Origin of the sequence: Streptomyces sp. NPDC053069, from assembly GCF_044546895.1 — a bacterium.
Classification (GTDB): Bacteria; Actinomycetota; Actinomycetes; order Streptomycetales; family Streptomycetaceae; genus Streptomyces.
The window spans coordinates 555471-573231 of record NZ_JBITZN010000004.1 but is presented as its reverse complement, the minus strand read 5'-3'; the positions used below and the strand labels follow the sequence as shown (position 1 = coordinate 573231).

The window sequence follows — 17761 nt, the reverse complement described above, 5'->3', positions numbered from 1 at the left end:
CCTCGTCACCGGAAGGATCCGGTAGACGGGGTATCAACATATCTGGCGTTGATTTTTGGCACGCTGTTGAGTTCTCAAGGAACGGTCGCTTCCTTCGTACTCACCCTCTCGGGCTTTCCTCCGGGCGCTTCCCTTCGGTGTTTCCGACTCTATCAGATCTTTTCTCGATCCGATTTCCTCGGTGCTTTCCAGGTTCCCGCTCTCGCGTTTCCCTTTCCGGCGGTTCCGACTCTATCAGATCCTTTCGGCGTCTGACTCCCAGTCAGCGGGTTTGTCTTCCCGGCCGTTGGGCCGTTCCGACGTCTCAAACCTTAGCGGATCCGCTCGGCGATTCCCAATCGGACCGCCGGGCTTCCCTTCGAATTGAATTCGGGCACGCCGAATACAACCCGTGCGGGAGATCATGCTGATGGTGTGAGGGGTGCCGCTCGGGGCGGCTCAGTTGTTGCTGCGGAACCGTTACGGCTCCCTGACAACCCGAAGAACTTTACGGAACGGGGAGAGCCGTGTCAACCGGTCCCTGTCAAGATCTTTTCCGCGCCCTCAGTCGAGGTCGCTGAGACGGCCGCCGGCATCCGGCTGGGCGTGCTCCACCCTGCGCAGGAGGCGGGTCAGCACCTCGCCGAGGACCGCTCGCTCCGCCGGCGTGAGGTCCTGGAGCAGGTCCTCCTCGAAGACGGTCGCCAGGCGCATTGCCTCCAGCCACTTCTCCCGCCCCTCCGGGGTCAGCTCGACGATGACCCGCACGCGGTTGGACTCGTCCCTCTCACGGGTGACCAGTCCTTCGGAGACCATGCGGTCGATCCGGTGGGTCATCGCGGCCGGGGTGAGGCCGAGGCGCTTGGCGAGGTCGCTGGGGCCCATCCGGTACGGGGCGCCGGAGAGCACCAGGGCCTTGAGGACCTCCCACTCGGCGTTGCTGATGCCGAGGGCGGAGGTCTGGCGGCCGTAGGCGACGTTCATGCGGCGGTTGAGCCGGGACAGCGCCGACACGATCTTCTCGACCTGGGGATCGAGGTCCCGGAACTCGCGCTGGTAGGCGGCGATCTGCTCTTCGAGCGTCGGCTCTGTGACGTCGGGGGCGGTGTCGGCCATGCCCGCAGTATCGCACGCAGCGCCTTTGCCTTGAAGTCCTTCGATGTGTACTCTTTAGCTTCGAACTTTAGCTTCGAAGTCTTCACTCCTAACTAGTGAGAGAGGTGAACGTGACCAGGGCGATGGGCGCAGCGATGCGCCGGATCCACGTGGGCAACGCACTCAGCGCATTCGGGCTCGGCTTCACGGTCCCGTACCTGTACGTCTATGTGGCGCAGGTGCGGGGGCTGGGGGCCATGACGGCGGGACTCGTGCTCGCCGTCTTCGCCGTGGCCGCGCTGATAGTCCTGCCGTTCGCCGGCAGGGCGATCGTGCGGCGCGGCCCGCTGCCGGTCCTGCTCGCCGCCCTGGTCACCGCCGCGCTCGGCGCCCTGAGCCTGGGTCTCGCCGGCAGTGCCGCCGCCGTACTGCTGTCGGCCTCGGCGCTCGGTGCCGGCCAGGCCGTGATGCAGCCGGCGCTGGCGACGATGATCGTGGACTGTTCCTCGGCCGACACCCGGTCGCGGGCGTTCGCGATGCAGTTCTTCCTGCAGAACCTGGGGCTCGGTATGGGCGGCCTCATCGGTGGTCATCTCGTCGACACCACGCGCGTGTCGTCGTTCACGCTGCTGTTCGCGATCGAGGCGGCGATGTTCCTGCTGCTGGTCGGGGTGATGGCGACGGTGCGGATGCCGCACTCGCCGCGTATGGAGGAGGCTCCCGCGGGCTCGGCGAAGGGCAGCTGGAAGCAGTTGCTCGGAAACCGGGCGATGGTGCAGCTGTGCGTGCTGGGCTTCGTGCTGTTCTTCGCCTGCTACGGCCAGTTCGAGTCGGGGCTGAGCGCGTACGGCGTCGAGGCCGCCGGGATATCCACCTCCGCGCTGGGGACGGCCCTGGCCGCGAACACGCTGATGATCGTGGTCGCCCAGTTCGCCGTGCTGAAGTTCGTGGAGCGGCGTCGGCGGTCCCGGGTGATCGCCGGGGTCGGTCTGATCTGGGCCGTCGCCTGGCTGGCCGCCGGGTACGCGGGGCTGGGGCACGGCAGCCAGGAGATGGCGACCGCCGCCTTCGTGTCGACGTACGCGCTGTTCGGACTGGGTGAGGCGATGCTGTCGCCGACGGTCGCGCCGCTGGTCGCCGATCTGGCACCGGAGGGCATGGCCGGGCAGTACAACTCGGCGTTCGCGCTGGTCAAGCAGCTGGCGCTGGCCGTCGGACCGGCGGTGGGCGGGCCTCTGGGCGCCTCGCTGCACGCGCCGTACATCGTGACCTTCCTGCTGTTCTCGCTGGGGATCACCGTCCTGGCGCTGCGGCTCGGGCGGCGGCTCACCGTCGTACAGGACCAGCCGTGGCCGGCGCGCGGGTCGCGGGTGGTCGCCCGTGGCGAAGCGCCCGCGGAGCCGGTTGCCGCATAGCGCTCCACTGGTGGTGCCCCAGTTGTGCGCTGGGGCTACGGCCGTCGCCTTCGGGTGGCGGCCGTTCCGCGTATCCGTCAGCGGGTCGCCGTCAGCAGGATCGCGGTGAAGGGGAGCGTCGCCGTGCCGTCGGGGCGGTGTGGCCGGCGAGCTGGTCGCGGATCAGCTCGCCGGCCCGGGTGAGGGCCTCCTCGCCGCCGGCTTCCGTGATCAGGCCGCCCCAGAGGGTGGCGAGGTGGCCGTGGGCGTACTCGTCCAGCGGGGGCAGGGCGATGCCGAAGGTGACCTCGCGGTGGGCGGTGTCGCCGTAGCCGGCCGTGCGCAGGGCGGTGGTGAGCCGCTCGGCGGAGCAGGAGAAGGCGCGCGCGAAGTAGCGGGGCGCGTCGGGGCCGCCGTACTGCTGGAGGGCTCGTTGCTGGGCGAGGAAGTAGGGCTGGCGGTCCACGGGGGCCCAGACGGTCGCCGCGAAACGGCCCTTGGGGCGGACGACCCTGGCCGTCTCGGCGAGGGCCGCGTCGAGGTCGGGGAAGAACTGGACGCCCTGCTGGCAGAGGACCGCGTCGAAGGTGGCGTCCTCGAAGGGGAGGCGGTCGGCGGGGGACACGGTGAAGTCGATGTCCGGGTAGAGGCGGGGACGGTGTTCCCGGGCGACCCGGATCATGCCCTCGTCGATGTCGACGCCCGACACCCGGCCGGTGGGGCCGACCAGTGCGGCGGCCGCGTGGGCGGCGAAGCCCGTACCGCAGGCGAGGTCGAGGACGGCGTCCCCCGGGCGGAGATCTGCCGCGTCCAGCAGCTCGGCCACGAAGGGGCCCATGATCGGGGCACTGTGGGTGTCGTACGCCTCGGGGCCTTCGCTTCTGCCGTGCGTGTCTGTCATGGGTCCGCTTCTCACACGGGCGTGCGACCGCCGCAGGGTCGGGCGCGGCAGTCGGTCAGGGCTTCACCTTAGGCAGGACGAACTCGCACCACACCGCCTTGCCGCCGCCCGGGGTGCGGCGGCAGCCCCAGCTGGAGGCGATCGTCGCCACGATCGCGATGCCCCGGCCGGACTCGTCGCCGGGTTCGGCGCGGCGGCGCCGGGGCAGGTGGTCGTCGCCGTCGGTGACCTCGATGATCAGCCGGCGGTCGGTGCGGCGCAGGCGCAACCGCATGGGCGGGGTGCCGTGCTGGAGGCTGTTGGCGACCAGTTCGCTGGTGGCGAGGACGCCGAGGTCGTGCAGTTCGGCGGGGAAGCGCCAGCTGGTGAGGACGCCGGAGGCGAAGGCACGCGCGCGGGGGGCGGCTTCGACGCCGCCGAGGAGTTCCAGGGCCGCGTTGCGGAAGAGATCACCGTCGGGGCCCGTGCGGGCGGGGTGCTGGAGGACGAGGACGGCTACGTCGTCGTCGTGGTCGGCGGTGACGCCGGCCGAGCGGACCAGGCGGTCGCAGACGACCTGCGGGGTGCCGGTGGCGCCGGCGAGGGCGCCTTCGAGTGCGGCGATGCCCTCGTCCAGGTCCTCGTCGCGGCGTTCGACCAGGCCGTCGGTGTAGAGGACGGCGGTGGCGCCGGGGCCGAGGGCGATGGAGCCGGAGGAGTGCATCCACCCGCCGGTGCCGAGCGGCGGGCCGGTGGGTTCGTCGGCGCGGGAGACCGTGCCGTTCTCGTCGCGGACCAGGATCGGCAGGTGCCCGGCGGAGGCGTACACCAGGCGGCCCTCGTTGGGGTCGTGGACGGCGTAGACACAGGTGGCGATCTGGTTGGGGTCGATCTCGGTGGCGAGGCCGTCGAGGAGCTGGAGCACCTCGTGCGGGGGCAGGTCGAGGCGGGCGTACGCCCGCACGGCCGTCCGCAGCTGGCCCATCACCGCCGCCGCGCGCACCCCCCGCCCCATGACGTCGCCGATGACCAGGGCGGTGCGGCCGCCGCCGAGGGTGATCACGTCGTACCAGTCGCCGCCGACCGCGGCCTCGGTGCCGCCGGGCTGGTAGGTGGCGGCGATACGCAGGTCGTCGGGCTGTTCCAGCTCTTGTGGGAGCAGGGAGCGCTGGAGGGTGACGGCGGTCTCGCGCTGGCGGCGTTCGCTGGCGCGCAGGCGCTCGGCGGCCTCGGCGTGGTCGGTGACGTCGGTGGCGAAGACGAGCACGCCGCCGTCGCGGTCGCCGTCCTCGGCGACGGGGGTGCAGGTGAAGGTGTAGGAGCGGCCGTCGACGGCCTTGCGGGACTTCAGGGTGCGGGGCTTGCCGCTGCGCAGCACCTGGTCGAGGAGCGGGAGCAGGCCCAGTTCGGCGAGTTCCGGGAGCGCCTCCCGCGCGGGTGTGCCCGTGGGCCGTGCGCCAAAGGCCGCGGTGTAGGCGTCGTTGACGTAACCGATGCGGTGGTCCGGGCCGTGCACGAGCGCGACGAGGGCGGGGACGCGGTCGAGGACGTCACGCGCGGGCAGTTCGTCGACGGGGTGCACCGGGGAGGTGCCGTCGGCCGGGTGTTCGGCGCGGGCCGCGGGCACGGAGCCTTCCCCCCGCCGGTCCGGGGAGACCGGGGTATCGGTCCGCGCGGCGGCGCGGCGCTGCGTTCCGGGGAGCCGGGCGCTCCAGCGCGTGAAGTTCACTTGGGAAGAAGCCTCGTGGGTGCTGTGGGCGGGTGGGTGGCCCGTCCGCGGACGTGGGGCGGTCTGGCAGGGGCGGCGCCGCGGCGACATCGGTCAGACGCCTGGGCGGGCCGGGGAGTTCCTGGGTCCGGTCAGGACGACCCCTTCGGGTTGTCCGAGGGGCTGTGAGGAGGCTTTCCACCGGCCGCGAGTTCGAACTCCGCTCGCGGATGTTCGAGTGAACCGAGCGAGACGATCTCCCGTTTGAAGAGTCCGGCGAGGGTCCATTCCGCCAGGACGCGGGCCTTGCGGTTGACGGTGGGAACCCTGCTGAGGTGGTAGACGCGGTGCATCAACCAGGCAGGGTAGCCCTTCAGCTTGCGCCCGTAGACCTGGGCGACGCCCTTGTGCAGGCCGAGCGAGGCGACCGAGCCGACGTATGCGTGCGCGTACGTCTTGAGCGGCTCGCCGCGCAGCGCATGGGCGATGTTGTCACCGAGGACCTTGGCCTGGCGTACGGCGTGCTGGGCGTTCGGCGCGGTCTCGGTGCCGGGTTCGGCGGCGGTGACGTCGGGTACGGCCGCCGCGTCGCCCGCTCCCCAGGCGTGTTCCGTGCCGTCGACGGTCAGCTGGGCGGTGCACTTCAGCCGGCCGCGGTCGGTGAGCGGCAGGTCGGTGGCGGCGAGCAGCGGGTGGGCTTTGACGCCGGCGGTCCACACGACCGTACGGGTCGGGAAGCGCTGGCCGTCGCTGAGGACGGCGACGCGGTCGGCGCAGGAGTCCAGGCGGGTTTCGAGGAGCACCTGGATGTTGCGGCGGCGCAGCTGGGTGACGGTGTAGCGGCCCATCTCGGCGCCGACCTCGGGCAGGATCCGGTCGGAGGCCTCCACGAGGATCCACTTCATGTCCTCGGGGCGGACGTTGTGGTAGTAGCGCGCGGTGTAGCGGGCCATGTCCTCCAGTTCGGCGAGGGCCTCCACGCCCGCGTAGCCGCCGCCGACGAAGACGAAGGTGAGGGCGGCGTCGCGGATCGCGGGGTCGCGGGTGGAGGAGGCGATGTCCATCTGCTCGATGACGTGGTTGCGCAGGCCGATGGCCTCTTCGACGGTCTTGAAGCCGATGCCGTACTCGGCGAGGCCGGGGATGGGCAGCGTGCGGGAGACCGAGCCGGGGGCGAGGACGAGCTCGTCGTAGCCGAGGAGTTCGGCCGGTTTTCCCTCCTCGGCGGTGGCGAGCGTGTGGACGGCAGCCGTGCGCATTGCGTGGTCGATGGAGGTGACCTCGCCGACGACGACATGGCACTGGTCCAGCACGCGGCGCAGCGGTACGACGACATGGCGGGGGGAGATCGAGCCCGCGGCTGCTTCGGGAAGGAACGGCTGATACGTCATATAGGGGTCGGGGGTGACGACGGTGATCTCGGCCTCACCCCGCTTGAGCTCGCCCTTCAGCTTCCGCTGCAGACGCAGGGCCGTGTACATCCCGACGTAGCCGCCGCCGACAACGAGAATGCGCGCACGTTCCTTCACCATCCCATGACGCACCCGGCGCAGGTGTTTGTCCACAGCCCCGGCAATTTGTGTGACTGGCGGCCGGGTGTACGCCGGGCCGGGTGCGGTGTCCGGGCGGGACGAAAGGGGGCAGGTCAGCGGGGGCGGGCGAGGCGGATCGAAGGTGAGGAAACGGGACGTACGAGACCCGTACTCCGATCGGGGGGCGCACTGTGCGGAACCTGCCCCTTCTGAATTGACTTCCTCTCAACTATGTTCGTGTGTCGACGGGGTGTAGGGAATGTGGTTGAACGGGTGCCGCGACGGGCGGACCCGGTCGAGACCGGCGCACGTTCCGCGCACTCCGCGTTCAGTGGCGGGGAGTCTCCGGGGGGAGACGTCATTACCGGGGGAACACATGCATGTTCAGGACACGCATTGGTCGGCGGCAACCGCGATCGCGACCGGCGGTGGCGCGGTGAGCACGGCGGCGGGCAACGGGCGCGCGCACGGGGCGCGCACGACGCCGCTGCGGGTGGACGCACAGCGCAATCTGGAGCACGTGCTGCGTGCGGCGCGTGAGGTCTTCGGCGAGCTGGGGTACGGCGCGCCGATGGAGGACGTGGCGCGGCGCGCGCGGGTGGGTGTCGGCACGGTGTACCGGCGCTTTCCCAGCAAGGACGTGCTGGTCCGGCGGATAGCCGAGGAGGAGACGGCGCGGCTGACCGAGCAGGCGCGGGCCGCGCTCGGGCAGGAGGACGAGCCGTGGTCGGCGCTGTCGCGGTTCCTGCGGACGTCCGTGGCGTCGGGGGCGGGACGGTTGCTGCCGCCGCAGGTGCTCGTCGGCTCCGCCGGTTCGGCCGGGTCCGTCGAGGAGCCTCGGGTGCCTCAGCAGCGGGTGCAGCCGGGGGCCGGTGAGCTGCGGCTGGTGCCCGGGGAGTCCGCCGGGACTGCCGATGACAGCGGCGTCGGGGCGTTGCTCGATGTCGTCGGGCAGTTGGTGGAACGGGCGCGGGCGGCCGGTGAGCTGCGGGCGGACGTGTCCGTGGGGGATGTGCTGCTGGTGATCGCCACCGCGGCGCCTGCTCTGCCGGATGCCGCGCAGCAGGCGGCGGCTTCCGCCCGGTTGCTGGACATTCTGCTGGAGGGGCTTCGGTCTCGGCCCGCGTAGGGTCCGAGAGCCGGTTGGGGGTGGGTGGTGCGCGCAGTCGTCGGGCTGTGGGTCGTGGGCGCTGGTCGCGCAGTCCCCGCGCCCCCAGGGAAGCTGCGGTGCCGCCTGCCCCATCAGCACCCCCGAGGAACCGCAGCCCCCTCATTCGAGTGATGGACGGGGGTCCGGGCTGACCACAGCCCTCGGACGGGTGGAAGCCGTGAACACACCGGCCCTGGCCGAAAGGCGGTGTGGCACCCTGAGCCGGTGACGGGTTGGGCTGGGCCGGGGTCGGGGGCTTTCCGCGATGGGCGCTGACGGGTGGGACGAGTCACGCGGTGACGACGCGGGCCCGGAGGCCGCCGGGCTGACCCCGCCCCAGGTGCCGCATCAGGGCGGGCGTCCGGTTTCCCGCGGCGGCCGGAGTGACGCGAGCGTGCCCGCCCAGCGTGAGGGCAGCGTGCTGCCACTGCCCCGGGAACTGCCGCCCGACGACGGTGAGCTGGTCGAGCGGATGCGCGGTGGTGACGACTCCGCGTACGCGGAGCTCTACCGGCGCCACGCGGACTCCGTACGGCGGTATGCGCGCACCTGCTGCCGGGACGGGCACACCGCCGACGACCTGACGGCGGAGGTCTTCGCCCGGATGCTGCAGGCGGTGCGCGGCGGGTCGGGGCCCGAACACTCCGTCCGGGCCTATCTGCTGACCTCCGTGCGGCGCGTCGCCGCGCACTGGACCAAGTCGGCCCGGCGCGAGCAGCTCGTCGACGACTTCGCCGTCTTCTCGCAGCAGGCCTCGCGCGCCTCCGAAGTGTCCGACGACGCTGCATCCGTGGGCGCCTTCGGAGCGGGCCTGGACCTCGGCGCCGATGTGCGCGCGATGCACGAGGCCGAGCAGTCCCTGGCCATGCGGGCCTTCCGGTCGCTGCCCGAGCGCTGGCAGGCCGTGCTGTGGCACACCGAGGTGGAGGACGAGTCGCCGAGCGAGGTCGCCGTACTGTTCGGCCTGGATGCCAACGGCACCCGGGTCCTCGCCAGCCGGGCCCGCGAGGGGCTGAAGCAGGCCTATCTGCAGGCCCACGTCAGCGCCTCGCTGGCTGGTGACGCGGAGTGCGCCCGCTACGCCGACCAGCTCGGCACCTACGCCCGCCGCAAACTGCGCATGCGCGCCGAGCGGGGGCTGCGCAAGCATCTGGAGGAGTGCGCCCGGTGCCGGCTGGCGGCCGCGCAGATCGAGGAGGTCGCCGGCGGTATCCCCGGTGTCGTCCCGGTCGCGGTCATCGGCTGGTTCGGGGCCGCCGGGTACGCCAAGGCGCTCGGGATCGTCGCCGGCAGCGCGGGGGCGGGGGCGGCGGGTGCCGCCGCGGCCTCCGGCTCGTCCGGCGGGACCGGCGGCGCGAGCGGTGCCGTGGCCTCCGAGGCGCTCGGGGCGCCGGTGAAGGCGGGGATCGCGGCCGGTGTGGTCGCGGTGGCCGCCGCCGCGGTGGCGCTGGCCCTGGTGAACGACGGTCACCCGCCGGCGAAGGAGGCGGCCAAGCCGTCGCCGGCCGCGCCCGTCGTGCGCTCCGAGCCGCCCAAGCCGACCCCTCCCGAGCCGACCTCGCCGAAGCCGACCCCGCCCAGGCCGACGAGGAAGCCCGCTCCCGAGCCGGTCGTACTGGCCCCCGAGCCGGCCCCCACCCCGACGCCTACGCCGACCCCCAAACCCACACCCACCCCTACGCCGACGCCCACTCCGGCGCCGACTCCCACCCCCGCACCGAAACCGACCCCGAAGCCCGCTCCGCCTCCGGCGCCCACCGTCTACGAGCTGAGCGACCTCGACTACGACCTCACCGGCGACGGCACCCGGCCCGAGATCCGGCTCGGTGAGAGCAGCTGGGTGTGGCAGCGCTACGGCATGACCGTCGGCGGCACGCGCTACGCGCGCGGGGTGACCGTGCACGGCGAGTCCTCCGTCACCGTCGCCCTCAACCGGCAGTGCACCGCCTACGACGCCCTGGCCGGCGTCGACGACATGACACTCGGCCTCGGCAAGGTGTCCTTCGCGGTCTACGCCGACGGGGTCCGGCTGTGGCAGTCCGGGACGGTCAAGGGCAACGACCGGGCCGTGCCCGTCCATGTGGACCTGACCGGGCGCGGAACCGTACGGCTCGTCGTGCGGCCGCACAGCAACCTCTTCGACCGGGGGGCGCTCGCGGACTGGGCTCGGTCCCGGTTCACCTGCCGGTAGCCGTCCTCAGCCGCGCTCCACGGCCGCCTCCGGCACGCCCAGCTCCCGCAGCACACCGGCCACGTCGAGGGACGCGCCCCGGGCGCGCTCGGCCGCGTACCGCCCGGCGGGCAGGGCCACGCGGGCTTCGGACTGCACCCGGACGGCCTCGCTGCGCTCCGGCTCGGGACGCAGATTGCCGTCGCGCCAGTGGTCCGCCGCGGCGAACAGCCGGACCGCACCGGCCGGGTCGCCGCACCGGGCCCGCAGACCGGCCGCGGTGTCCACCAGCACCGCGGTGATCGCCTCGGAGCACCGCTGGGCCACGGCCTCGCGGAGCGCCTCCGCGAGGATCGGCAGTCCGTGCTCGGGGCCCGACTCGTCGGCGGCGAGGAGCGCCTCGACGGCGCGCAGGGCCGCCATGAACTGCGGTGGCGGGGTGCCGCCGTGCGTCACCGCGCGCGTCGCCTCGTACAGCTCACGGGCACGGGCGGTCTGCCCGTCGTGCAGGGCGATGTGAGCGCGCATCAGCAGCACGAAGGCCCGCGACTCCGGCACCGCGTAGCGGTCGGCGGCCGCTTCCGCCTCGTCCAGGGCGGCCAGCGCGGCCTCCGGGTCGCCGGAGCGGTAGGCGATCTCGGCGAGCCGCGCCTTCAGGAACGGCGACTCGGCGTGGGCCCCCACCTCGTGGGCGAGGCGCAGCGCCTCCTCGTACTCATGGCGCGCCTCGTCGAAGCGGCCGCGCGCCATGGCCGCCTCGCCGGCCGCGCTGCACACCTGGGCCCGCATCCAGCGGTCCCCGACGCGCCGGCTGAGCGTCCGCAGTTCGGCGAGGTCCTCGTCCACGCCCCGCAGGTTGCCGGGGGAGTCGACGACCATATGGGTGCGGTACATCAGGGAGACGCCGATCTCCCAGTCGCCGCCGTGGGCACGGCAGTTGGCGACGGCCGCGACCATGTCCGGGCCGAGGTCCACCGGGCCGCCCAGGTAGTAGGAGGTCAGCGGCCAGACGATGCCGGGGAGCCGGGCGGCCCGGGGGCCGCCGGGCTCGTAGGCGGCCCGGACGCGCGCGACGTACTCCGGGGCCCGGGGGTCGGCCCCGAGGTGCTCGTGGCTCGACTCGGAGGTCAGGAACAGGTCGAGCATCCGCAGGTCCATCCGCAGCTCCCGCAGCGGGTGCCGGGCCTCGCCGTCGGGCGCGGTGACGAGGGCGCCGATCGGGTCGGCCGACTCCACCAGAGCCATCAGCGCCTCCGCGTCGCCGGCGGCGTCCGCGGCAGGCCCGGAGGGGCGGGAAGCCGCACGGGCGTCCAGGGCCACGCCCAGGCGCAGGACCAGCCGGACCCAGGAGACCGCCTCCTGACGGTGGTTGCGCAGCCACCAGAACCAGCCGATGGCCAGGACGATCGCGCCCGCCTCCGCCTCGTCGCCGGCGCGGACGGAGCGGTCCAGGGCCGCCCGGATGTTGTCCAGTTCGGTCTCCAGGCGGGAGATCCAGGGCAGCTGGTCCGCCGACCGCAGGCGCGGCTCGGCCTCCTCGACCAGTGCCCGCACCCACGCACGGTGCCGGCGCTCGGCCGTGGCGCGCAGACCGGGTACCTCGGCCGCACGCTCGGTGGCGTACTCGTGGATGGTCTCCAGCATGCGGTAGCGCATGCGGCCCGTGGCGTCCGGAGCGGCGACGACGAGGGACTTGTCGACCAGGGCGCCGGTCAGGTCGGCCGCCGGGCCGGTGCATACGGCCTCGGCGCCGCTGAGGTCCCAGCCGCCGGCGAACACCGAGGCCTCGCACAGCACCGTGCGCTCGCGCTCGTCGAGCAGGTCCCAGGACCAGTCGACGACCGCGCGCAGGGTCTGCTGGCGGGGCAGGGCCGTGCGGCTTCCGGAGGTGAGCAGGCGGAAGCGGTCGTCGAGCCGGTCGGCGATCTGCCGTGGGGTCAGCAGCCTGAGCCGGGCGGCGGCCAGCTCGATGGCGAGCGGCAGCCCGTCCAGACGGCGGCAGATCTCCGCCACGGCCTCGGTGTCGGCGAGCACCGCGTCGGCGTCGGGACGGACGGCCTTCGCGCGCTCGGCGAACAGGCGGTGCGCCTGCTCCGGGACAAGAGGCTCGACCGGGCGCACCGACTCACCGGGGACGCCCAGGGGTTCACGGCTGGTCGCGAGGATCGTGAGCCCCGGGCAGTGGGTGAGGAGGGTCTCGGCGAGGGCGGCGGCCGCGCCGATGACATGTTCACAGTTGTCAAGGAGCAGGAGTTGGCTGCGCGGGGCGCAGTACTCGATCAGCAGGGCGACGGGGTCGGCCTGCGGGGTCACCAGCTCGTTGGTCAGCAGCACGGTCTCGCGCAGACCGAGGGCGCTGACCACCGCGCCGGGCACCGCCTCCGGATGGTCGAGCGGGGCCAGCTCGACCAGCCATGCCTGCGGAAGCCCTGCGGCGGCCTCCTCGGCGAGGCGGGTCTTTCCGGAGCCGCCCGGTCCGGTGAGCGTGACCAGGCGGGCCCTGTGCAGATCGGAACGAATGGCTTCGAGTTCGGGTTCCCGTCCGACGAAGGACGTCAGACGGGGGCGGATGTTGCCGGTGCGCTCGGGGGCTCGGGCGGGAGGCGGTGCCTTCCGTGGCTCCGGCTGTGGCCGTGGTTCCTGCTGCGGCTGTGTGGGTGGTTCCTGCTGCCTGAGCAACGACGCGTGCAGGGCTTTGAGTTCCGGGCCGGGGTCGGTGCCGAGCGTGTCGGCGAGGGTCCGGCGGGCGGACTCGTACGCGGCGAGGGCGTCGGCGGGGCGGCCCGTGTCGCGCAGGGCGCGGATGTGGAGGGCGAGCAGGGGCTCGTCCAGGGGGTGGGCCGCGGTGAGTTCCGTCAGCTCCGGTACGACGTCCGGGGCGCGGCCGAGGTCGAGGGCGGCGGCGGCGCGGGCGCGGGTCGCCGCCAGGCGCAGTGCTTCCGGACGGGTGGCGGCGGTGCGGTCGGGCAGGTCGGCGAGGGCGGGGCCGTGCCAGAGGGCGAGGGCCTCGGTGAGGGTGCGGTGGGCGGTGGCTGGGTCGCCTGCGGTGAGGGCCTCGGTGCCGGTGCGGGCGAGGCGTTCGAAGACGAACAGGTCGATGTCGTTCTCGGTCGCCTCCAGGCGGTAGCCGCCGGGGGTGGAGCTGACGGTCTGCCTGCCGAGGGCGCGGCGGAGGCGGCCGACGAGGGCCTGGAGGGCGGCGGGGGCGTCGCTCGGGCGGTCGTCCGGGTGGGCGTCGGCCCAGATCTCCTCGATGAGGGTTTCGGGGGTGGTGGTGCGGCCGGGGCGGAGGGCGAGGGCGGTGAGGAGTGTGCGCAGGCGCCGGCCGCCGATGGGTACGGGGGTGCCGTGATCGTCTGCCGCCTCGGTCACGCCCAGGATTCTGTACCGCACCCGGTCATTGTCGCGGGGGGTGCGGGGTGGGGCGACGGGGTTTCACCGAGCGGTCCTGGATCGTTGCCCCGCAGCGGCGGTGGCGCCATGCAGGCGGGGCGCACTGCAGCTGCGCAGGGGCGCGGGGAACTGCGCGACCAGCCACCACGTGAGCGGCCACCGACGGTCGGAACCACCCGGCAGGGGCCCGGGGGCGGCAGCCCCCAGCAGGGCGGGGACAGCGCCCCGGGCCGTCAAGCACCGGAAGCCAAGGCTCCCCGACGCGGCTGGATCCCGGAGGGCACCGCACGGGCGCGGGCCGGTGTGCCCGTCCAGCACGTCCCCCGGCGGGACAGGAGGCGGTGGAGCCAGAGTTCCAGGGAGATCAGGTCGGCCAGGCCGTCCAGGGGCAGGGGGTCACCGGCGGCTGCCGCGTGGAGCGCCTTGCGGATGACGTGGGCCTCCACCAGGCCGGCGTCGGCCAGCAGGGGCGTGGAGAAGAGGTCCAGCAGGGGGTCGGCCGCCACGCGCAGGCCCGCGCGTGCGGCTGCCGCCGAGGAGGCGTGCGAGGGGGCGCCCCAGCCGGGCGGGAGGTCGGTGACGCCGGCTCCCTCCAGGACCGTACGGAGGACGGCGGCGCGGGCGCCGGGCTGGACGCGCAGGGCCTCGGGCAGGGCCCGGCAGGCGCGGACCACCTGGTTGTCGAGGAACGGCGCGTGCAGGCGCTGGGAGCGGATCTCCGCGGCCTGTTCCAGGACGCGCAGGTCGGCGGCGTAGCGGGCGAGAGCGGCACGCGCGCGATAGTCGCCGGGTCGCTGGACGCCGGTTGCCGAGCGGTCCGCCTCCGACTGCAGCAGAACCGATACTTCGGCCAGAGCCTCCCCCGTCAGCCAGCGGGCCGCCGGCCCGGGGCCGGCCCAGGTCAGCGCGGCCAGGGACGCGCCGACCGCGCCCCTGGGCTCGTCGAAGCGGCGCCGCATCAGCCGCTCGGCCAGCACCTCCAGGCCGGTCCGGTAGGGCGTGCGGGCGAGGCGGCGGGCGGCGCCGTACACGCGCGCGGGGACCATCACCGAGCCGTCGGCCTTGGCCAGCGCGGCGACCGGGCGGACCAGATGGCGGCGTTTGCGGTCCATGAGGAGGTCGGCGAGGCGGGCGGGGTGGGCGTCCAGGACCTGCCGGGCGCCGTGGCCGGTGAAGTGGTCCGCGCTGCCGGCGGCGAGCCGGGCGCGGTGCCGGGCGGCCATGACCAGCGAGGGGCCCGGTTCGTCGGTGAGGGGGCCGTCGAGCTCGGCGTACGGGAGGGTCTCCTCGGCTCCGGTGACCACCATGTGGTGCAGGCGCGGGTTGGCGGCGAGGGCTCCGGCGCGTTCGAGTTCGGCCTCGCGGCCGGCCACGGTCAGGTCGTTGAAGGTGACGGCGACGAGCCGTTCGCCCGCGCCGGTGCCGTGGCCGAGGAGCGTGCCGGGTCTGCCGGGCAGCCCGGCGGCCAGCAGCGCGAGGGTGCCGGAGGCGGGGCCGCCGGAGAGGTCGGCGCCGATGCCGGGCACGGGCATCCCGCGCCGGGCCCGCCGCTCGGCCGGGCCCATGCCGGGCACCGGCCCGGGGTCGAGGCCGGGCACGTGCCGCGGTGCCGACAGCCGGGTGCGGACCGCCTCCACGAGGGCGTCGCGCACGGCGTCCACGGCGCGCTCGGGGTCGGCGGGGGCCGCGGCCACGGCGAGGGAGGCGACCGGCTCGTACCCGGCGATCTCGCGTGCTCCGGCGCGCAGCACGAGCGCGTGCCCCGGCGGAACGCGCCGCACGCCCTCGTAAGGGGTGCTGTCGCGCACCGCGGCCGGTACCTCGGGGGCGGCGAGCAGGGCGGCCAGGTGGGCGAAGTCGAGGTTGGCCTCGATGAGGTCGGCGAGGGGCAGCGCGGCGGTGGCGTAGGCCGTGCCGCCGGCCCAGGGGGTGTGGAAGACCGGGCGGGCGCCGGCGAGATCGCCGCAGACGGTGATGCGGCGGCCGACCTTGACGACGGCCGTGTAGCTGCCGGGCCAGGCCGTCAGATGGCGCAGTGCGCCCCCGCGCGCGGTGAACAGGCCGCGTCTGAGCTCCTCGTCGGAGGCGCCGCAGATGCCGAGGACCGCGATGTGGCTGTCCGCGTCGGCCCGCACCACGCGCACCTCGTCCGGGCGCCAGTCGCCGACGGCCCACAGCGGATCCGGGTCGCCCCACAGGAGGTGGGAGCCGACCGGGTGCAGGGTCTCGCCGTCGTAACCGGTGGCGCCCGCGGTGCCGATCCCGGCGACGCCCGCGGCGGTGCTGCTCCAACCCACCAACCACCGCATCGACGCCTCCACAGGCTGTGGACAACAGTGCACCGTACGAACCGGACCCCCATGCTGCCATGAAGGACGCGCTGTGGAGGGGCGGCGGCACCGGCTTCGATCGAGGGACGTGCACGGGGGGCCGAGGTGAGTACGACTCGAATGCGCCCCCCGTACGCTCCCCCAAGACGCCTTTCGCGCCGTCAAGTTGCATGGTCGGAGCGGATGTCCCTCGTGAGAGACGGGGGCGATTTTCAGCCAAATACGCAGAGCGAAGCGGGAGATGCGCACGCTCCGTACAGGCCCTGCTCAACGCGCGGCGGCGCGAACACGCGCACAGTCCGGGAGGCGGGCATCGCCTCCCGGACCGGTCCGCCACCCGCGGGGATGAAGGTGGCGGTGTCCCCCAGCCCACTGGATCCAGTACAGCGGGCCGACCCACGCAAGAGCCATGGAACCGCTCCCCCGGTGGCCGGAGAAGAGCGCACGGACAGGCGCACGGCCACACGCGCGGGGGCACGTGACGACAGGCCGTGCACGGTGCGTACAGGACCGTACTTCCGTACGGACCACAATCCCGCCATCCGGAACAATGCCCCTTAACGCTTGGGATGCGGCGAACTACGCTGGGTTTACGAATGCCGCATGGTTATGCCAGCGCGGCAGCCGTCTGTGTCGAGGGGTGGCGCATGTCCAGGGAGCAACGCGGGCCGAACGAAAAGCTCGGCGCCGTTCTCGCCCTCGCGGGAATCAGCAACGCAGGACTCGCACGACGCGTCAACGACCTTGGCGCCCAACGCGGGTTGACTCTTCGCTACGACAAGACCTCGGTGGCGCGCTGGGTGTCGAAGGGGATGGTGCCGCAGGGTGCGGCGCCGCACCTCATCGCGGCGGCCATCGGGCAGAAGCTCGGCCGTCCGGTGCCGCTCCACGAGATCGGCCTGGCGGACGCGGATCCCGCGCCCGAAGTGGGCCTCGCCTTCCCCAGAGACGTGGGACAGGCCGTGCGGTCGGCGACGGAGCTGTACCGTCTCGACCTCGCCGGGCGCCGGGCCGGCTCCGGCGGCATCTGGCAGTCCCTCGCCGGGTCGTTCGCAGTGAGCGCATACGCAACGCCCGCCTCACGATGGCTGATAACCCCCGCCGACAGCTCGGTCGCGCGGGAGGCCGGCTCCGCCGAGGGCTCCGGCGCACCGATCAAAGTCGGCCACAGCGATGTGCGCAAACTGCGGGAGGCCGCCGAGGACGCCAGGCGGTGGGACTCCAAGTACGGCGGGGGCGACTGGCGTTCGTCGATGGTGCCGGAGTGCCTGCGGGTGGAGGCGGCGCCGCTGCTGCTCGGGTCCTACTCCGACGAGGTGGGCCGGGCCCTGTTCGGCGCCTCCGCCGAACTCACCCGGCTCGCCGGGTGGATGGCCTTCGACACCGGCCAGCAGGAGGCCGCGCAGCGCTACTACATCCAGGCGCTGCGTCTCGCGCGCGCGGCGGCGGATGTGCCCCTGGGGGGTTACGTCCTGGCCTCCATGTCGCTGCAGGCGACGTACCGCGGCTTCGGCGACGAGGGAGTCGATCTGGCCCAGGCCGCGCTGGAGCGGAACCGGGGGCTGGCGACCGCGCGCACGATGAGCTTCTTCCGGCTGGTGGAGGCGCGGGCACACGCGCGTGCGGGAGACGCGCAGGCGGCTGGTGCGGCGCTGAAGGCCGCCGAGGGGTGGCTGGAGCGGTCCCGGGAGGGCGACAACGATCCTTCTTGGCTTGGTTTCTATGGATATGACCGGTTTGCCGCCGATGCCGCGGAATGCTACCGGGATCTGAAGGCCCCTCGGCAGGTGCGGCGGTTCACCGAGCAGGCGCTGTCCAAGCCGACCGAGGAGTTCGTGCGCTCGCACGGGCTGCGGCTGGTGGTCTCGGCCGTCGCCGAGCTGGAGTCCGGGAATCTCGACGCCGCCTGCGAGCAGGGGGTACGGGCCGTGGAGGTGGCCGGGCGGATCTCGTCCGCGCGCACCACCGAGTACGTGAAGGATCTTCTGCACCGGCTGGAGCCGTACGGGGACGAACCGCGGGTGGTGGAGCTGCGGGAGAGGGCTCGGCCGCTGCTGATGGCACCAGCATGACAACCATCACCACCTGCGTTTGAAGGCATTGTCAGTGGCGCAGTGCACTATCGGGAGT

At 73.4% G+C, this 17761-nt stretch carries 11 protein-coding genes; 5 read left to right on the top strand and 6 right to left on the bottom strand.

The window, feature by feature from the left end; translation table 11 throughout:
- Positions 1–255, top strand: a 255-nt coding sequence (locus ACIGXP_RS12510; RefSeq protein ID WP_399767216.1) for a hypothetical protein, incomplete at its 5' end; no start/stop codon positions are given.
- 288 nt (positions 256–543) lie between these two features.
- Here ACIGXP_RS12510 and ACIGXP_RS12505 read toward each other — a convergent pair.
- Positions 544–1095, bottom strand: a complete 552-nt coding sequence (locus tag ACIGXP_RS12505; protein WP_363215678.1) for a MarR family transcriptional regulator — start codon at positions 1093–1095, stop codon at positions 544–546.
- Between the two features lie 110 nt (positions 1096–1205).
- Between ACIGXP_RS12505 and ACIGXP_RS12500 the strand changes: the two genes are divergently transcribed.
- Positions 1206–2489 carry an MFS transporter gene (locus tag ACIGXP_RS12500; protein ID WP_363215677.1) on the top strand — a complete coding sequence of 428 codons (1284 nt, stop codon included), beginning with the start codon at positions 1206–1208 and terminating at the stop codon, positions 2487–2489.
- Between the two features lie 91 nt (positions 2490–2580).
- Here ACIGXP_RS12500 and ACIGXP_RS12495 read toward each other — a convergent pair whose 3' ends face one another.
- From ACIGXP_RS12495 to ACIGXP_RS12485, 3 genes are all read right to left on the bottom strand, one after another.
- Positions 2581–3369 carry a class I SAM-dependent methyltransferase gene (locus tag ACIGXP_RS12495; RefSeq protein WP_399767213.1) on the bottom strand — a complete coding sequence of 263 codons (789 nt, stop codon included), beginning with the start codon at positions 3367–3369 and terminating at the stop codon, positions 2581–2583.
- A 55-nt stretch (positions 3370–3424) separates the two neighbouring features.
- Positions 3425–5077, bottom strand: a complete 1653-nt coding sequence (locus ACIGXP_RS12490) for a SpoIIE family protein phosphatase (RefSeq protein ID WP_399767210.1) — start codon at positions 5075–5077, stop codon at positions 3425–3427.
- A gap of 131 nt (positions 5078–5208) precedes the next feature.
- Positions 5209–6588, bottom strand: coding sequence for an NAD(P)/FAD-dependent oxidoreductase (locus ACIGXP_RS12485; RefSeq protein ID WP_399767208.1), 1380 nt, complete (start codon positions 6586–6588; stop codon positions 5209–5211).
- A 376-nt stretch (positions 6589–6964) separates the two neighbouring features.
- Between ACIGXP_RS12485 and ACIGXP_RS12480 the strand changes: the two genes are divergently transcribed.
- Together ACIGXP_RS12480 and ACIGXP_RS12475 are read left to right on the top strand one after the other, a co-directional pair.
- Positions 6965–7717: a helix-turn-helix domain-containing protein gene (locus ACIGXP_RS12480; protein ID WP_363215673.1), complete on the top strand. Its 753-nt coding sequence runs from the start codon at positions 6965–6967 to the stop codon at positions 7715–7717.
- A gap of 286 nt (positions 7718–8003) precedes the next feature.
- Positions 8004–9929: a sigma-70 family RNA polymerase sigma factor gene (locus ACIGXP_RS12475; protein WP_399767204.1), complete on the top strand. Its 1926-nt coding sequence runs from the start codon at positions 8004–8006 to the stop codon at positions 9927–9929.
- Positions 9930–9935: 6 nt separating this feature from the next.
- Here the strand turns inward: ACIGXP_RS12475 and ACIGXP_RS12470 are convergent, their stop codons facing one another.
- The gene (locus ACIGXP_RS12470) at positions 9936–13301 is read right to left on the bottom strand and encodes an AfsR/SARP family transcriptional regulator (RefSeq protein WP_399767201.1); all 3366 of its coding nucleotides are present in this window, start codon (positions 13299–13301) and stop codon (positions 9936–9938) included.
- Positions 13302–13534: 233 nt separating this feature from the next.
- Positions 13535–15610 carry an asparagine synthase-related protein gene (locus ACIGXP_RS12465; RefSeq protein ID WP_363215670.1) on the bottom strand — a complete coding sequence of 692 codons (2076 nt, stop codon included), beginning with the start codon at positions 15608–15610 and terminating at the stop codon, positions 13535–13537.
- A 668-nt stretch (positions 15611–16278) separates the two neighbouring features.
- Between ACIGXP_RS12465 and ACIGXP_RS12460 the strand changes: the two genes are divergently transcribed.
- Positions 16279–17703: an MFS transporter gene (locus tag ACIGXP_RS12460; protein ID WP_363215669.1), complete on the top strand. Its 1425-nt coding sequence runs from the start codon at positions 16279–16281 to the stop codon at positions 17701–17703.
- The last annotated feature ends 58 nt before the right edge of the window (positions 17704–17761 follow it).

Excerpts from the sequence above, each read along its gene's own strand:
- ACIGXP_RS12505 (WP_363215678.1), bottom strand. The coding sequence starts at position 1,095 with ATGGCCGACACCGCCCCCGACGTCACAGAGCCGACGCTCGAAGAGCAG.
- ACIGXP_RS12495 (WP_399767213.1), bottom strand. The coding sequence starts at position 3,369 with ATGACAGACACGCACGGCAGAAGCGAAGGCCCCGAGGCGTACGACACC.
- ACIGXP_RS12485 (WP_399767208.1), bottom strand. The coding sequence starts at position 6,588 with ATGGTGAAGGAACGTGCGCGCATTCTCGTTGTCGGCGGCGGCTACGTC.
- ACIGXP_RS12460 (WP_363215669.1), top strand. The coding sequence starts at position 16,279 with ATGTCCAGGGAGCAACGCGGGCCGAACGAAAAGCTCGGCGCCGTTCTC.
- ACIGXP_RS12475 (WP_399767204.1), top strand. The coding sequence starts at position 8,004 with ATGGGCGCTGACGGGTGGGACGAGTCACGCGGTGACGACGCGGGCCCG.
- ACIGXP_RS12480 (WP_363215673.1), top strand. The coding sequence starts at position 6,965 with ATGCATGTTCAGGACACGCATTGGTCGGCGGCAACCGCGATCGCGACC.
- ACIGXP_RS12465 (WP_363215670.1), bottom strand. The coding sequence starts at position 15,610 with ATGCGGTGGTTGGTGGGTTGGAGCAGCACCGCCGCGGGCGTCGCCGGG.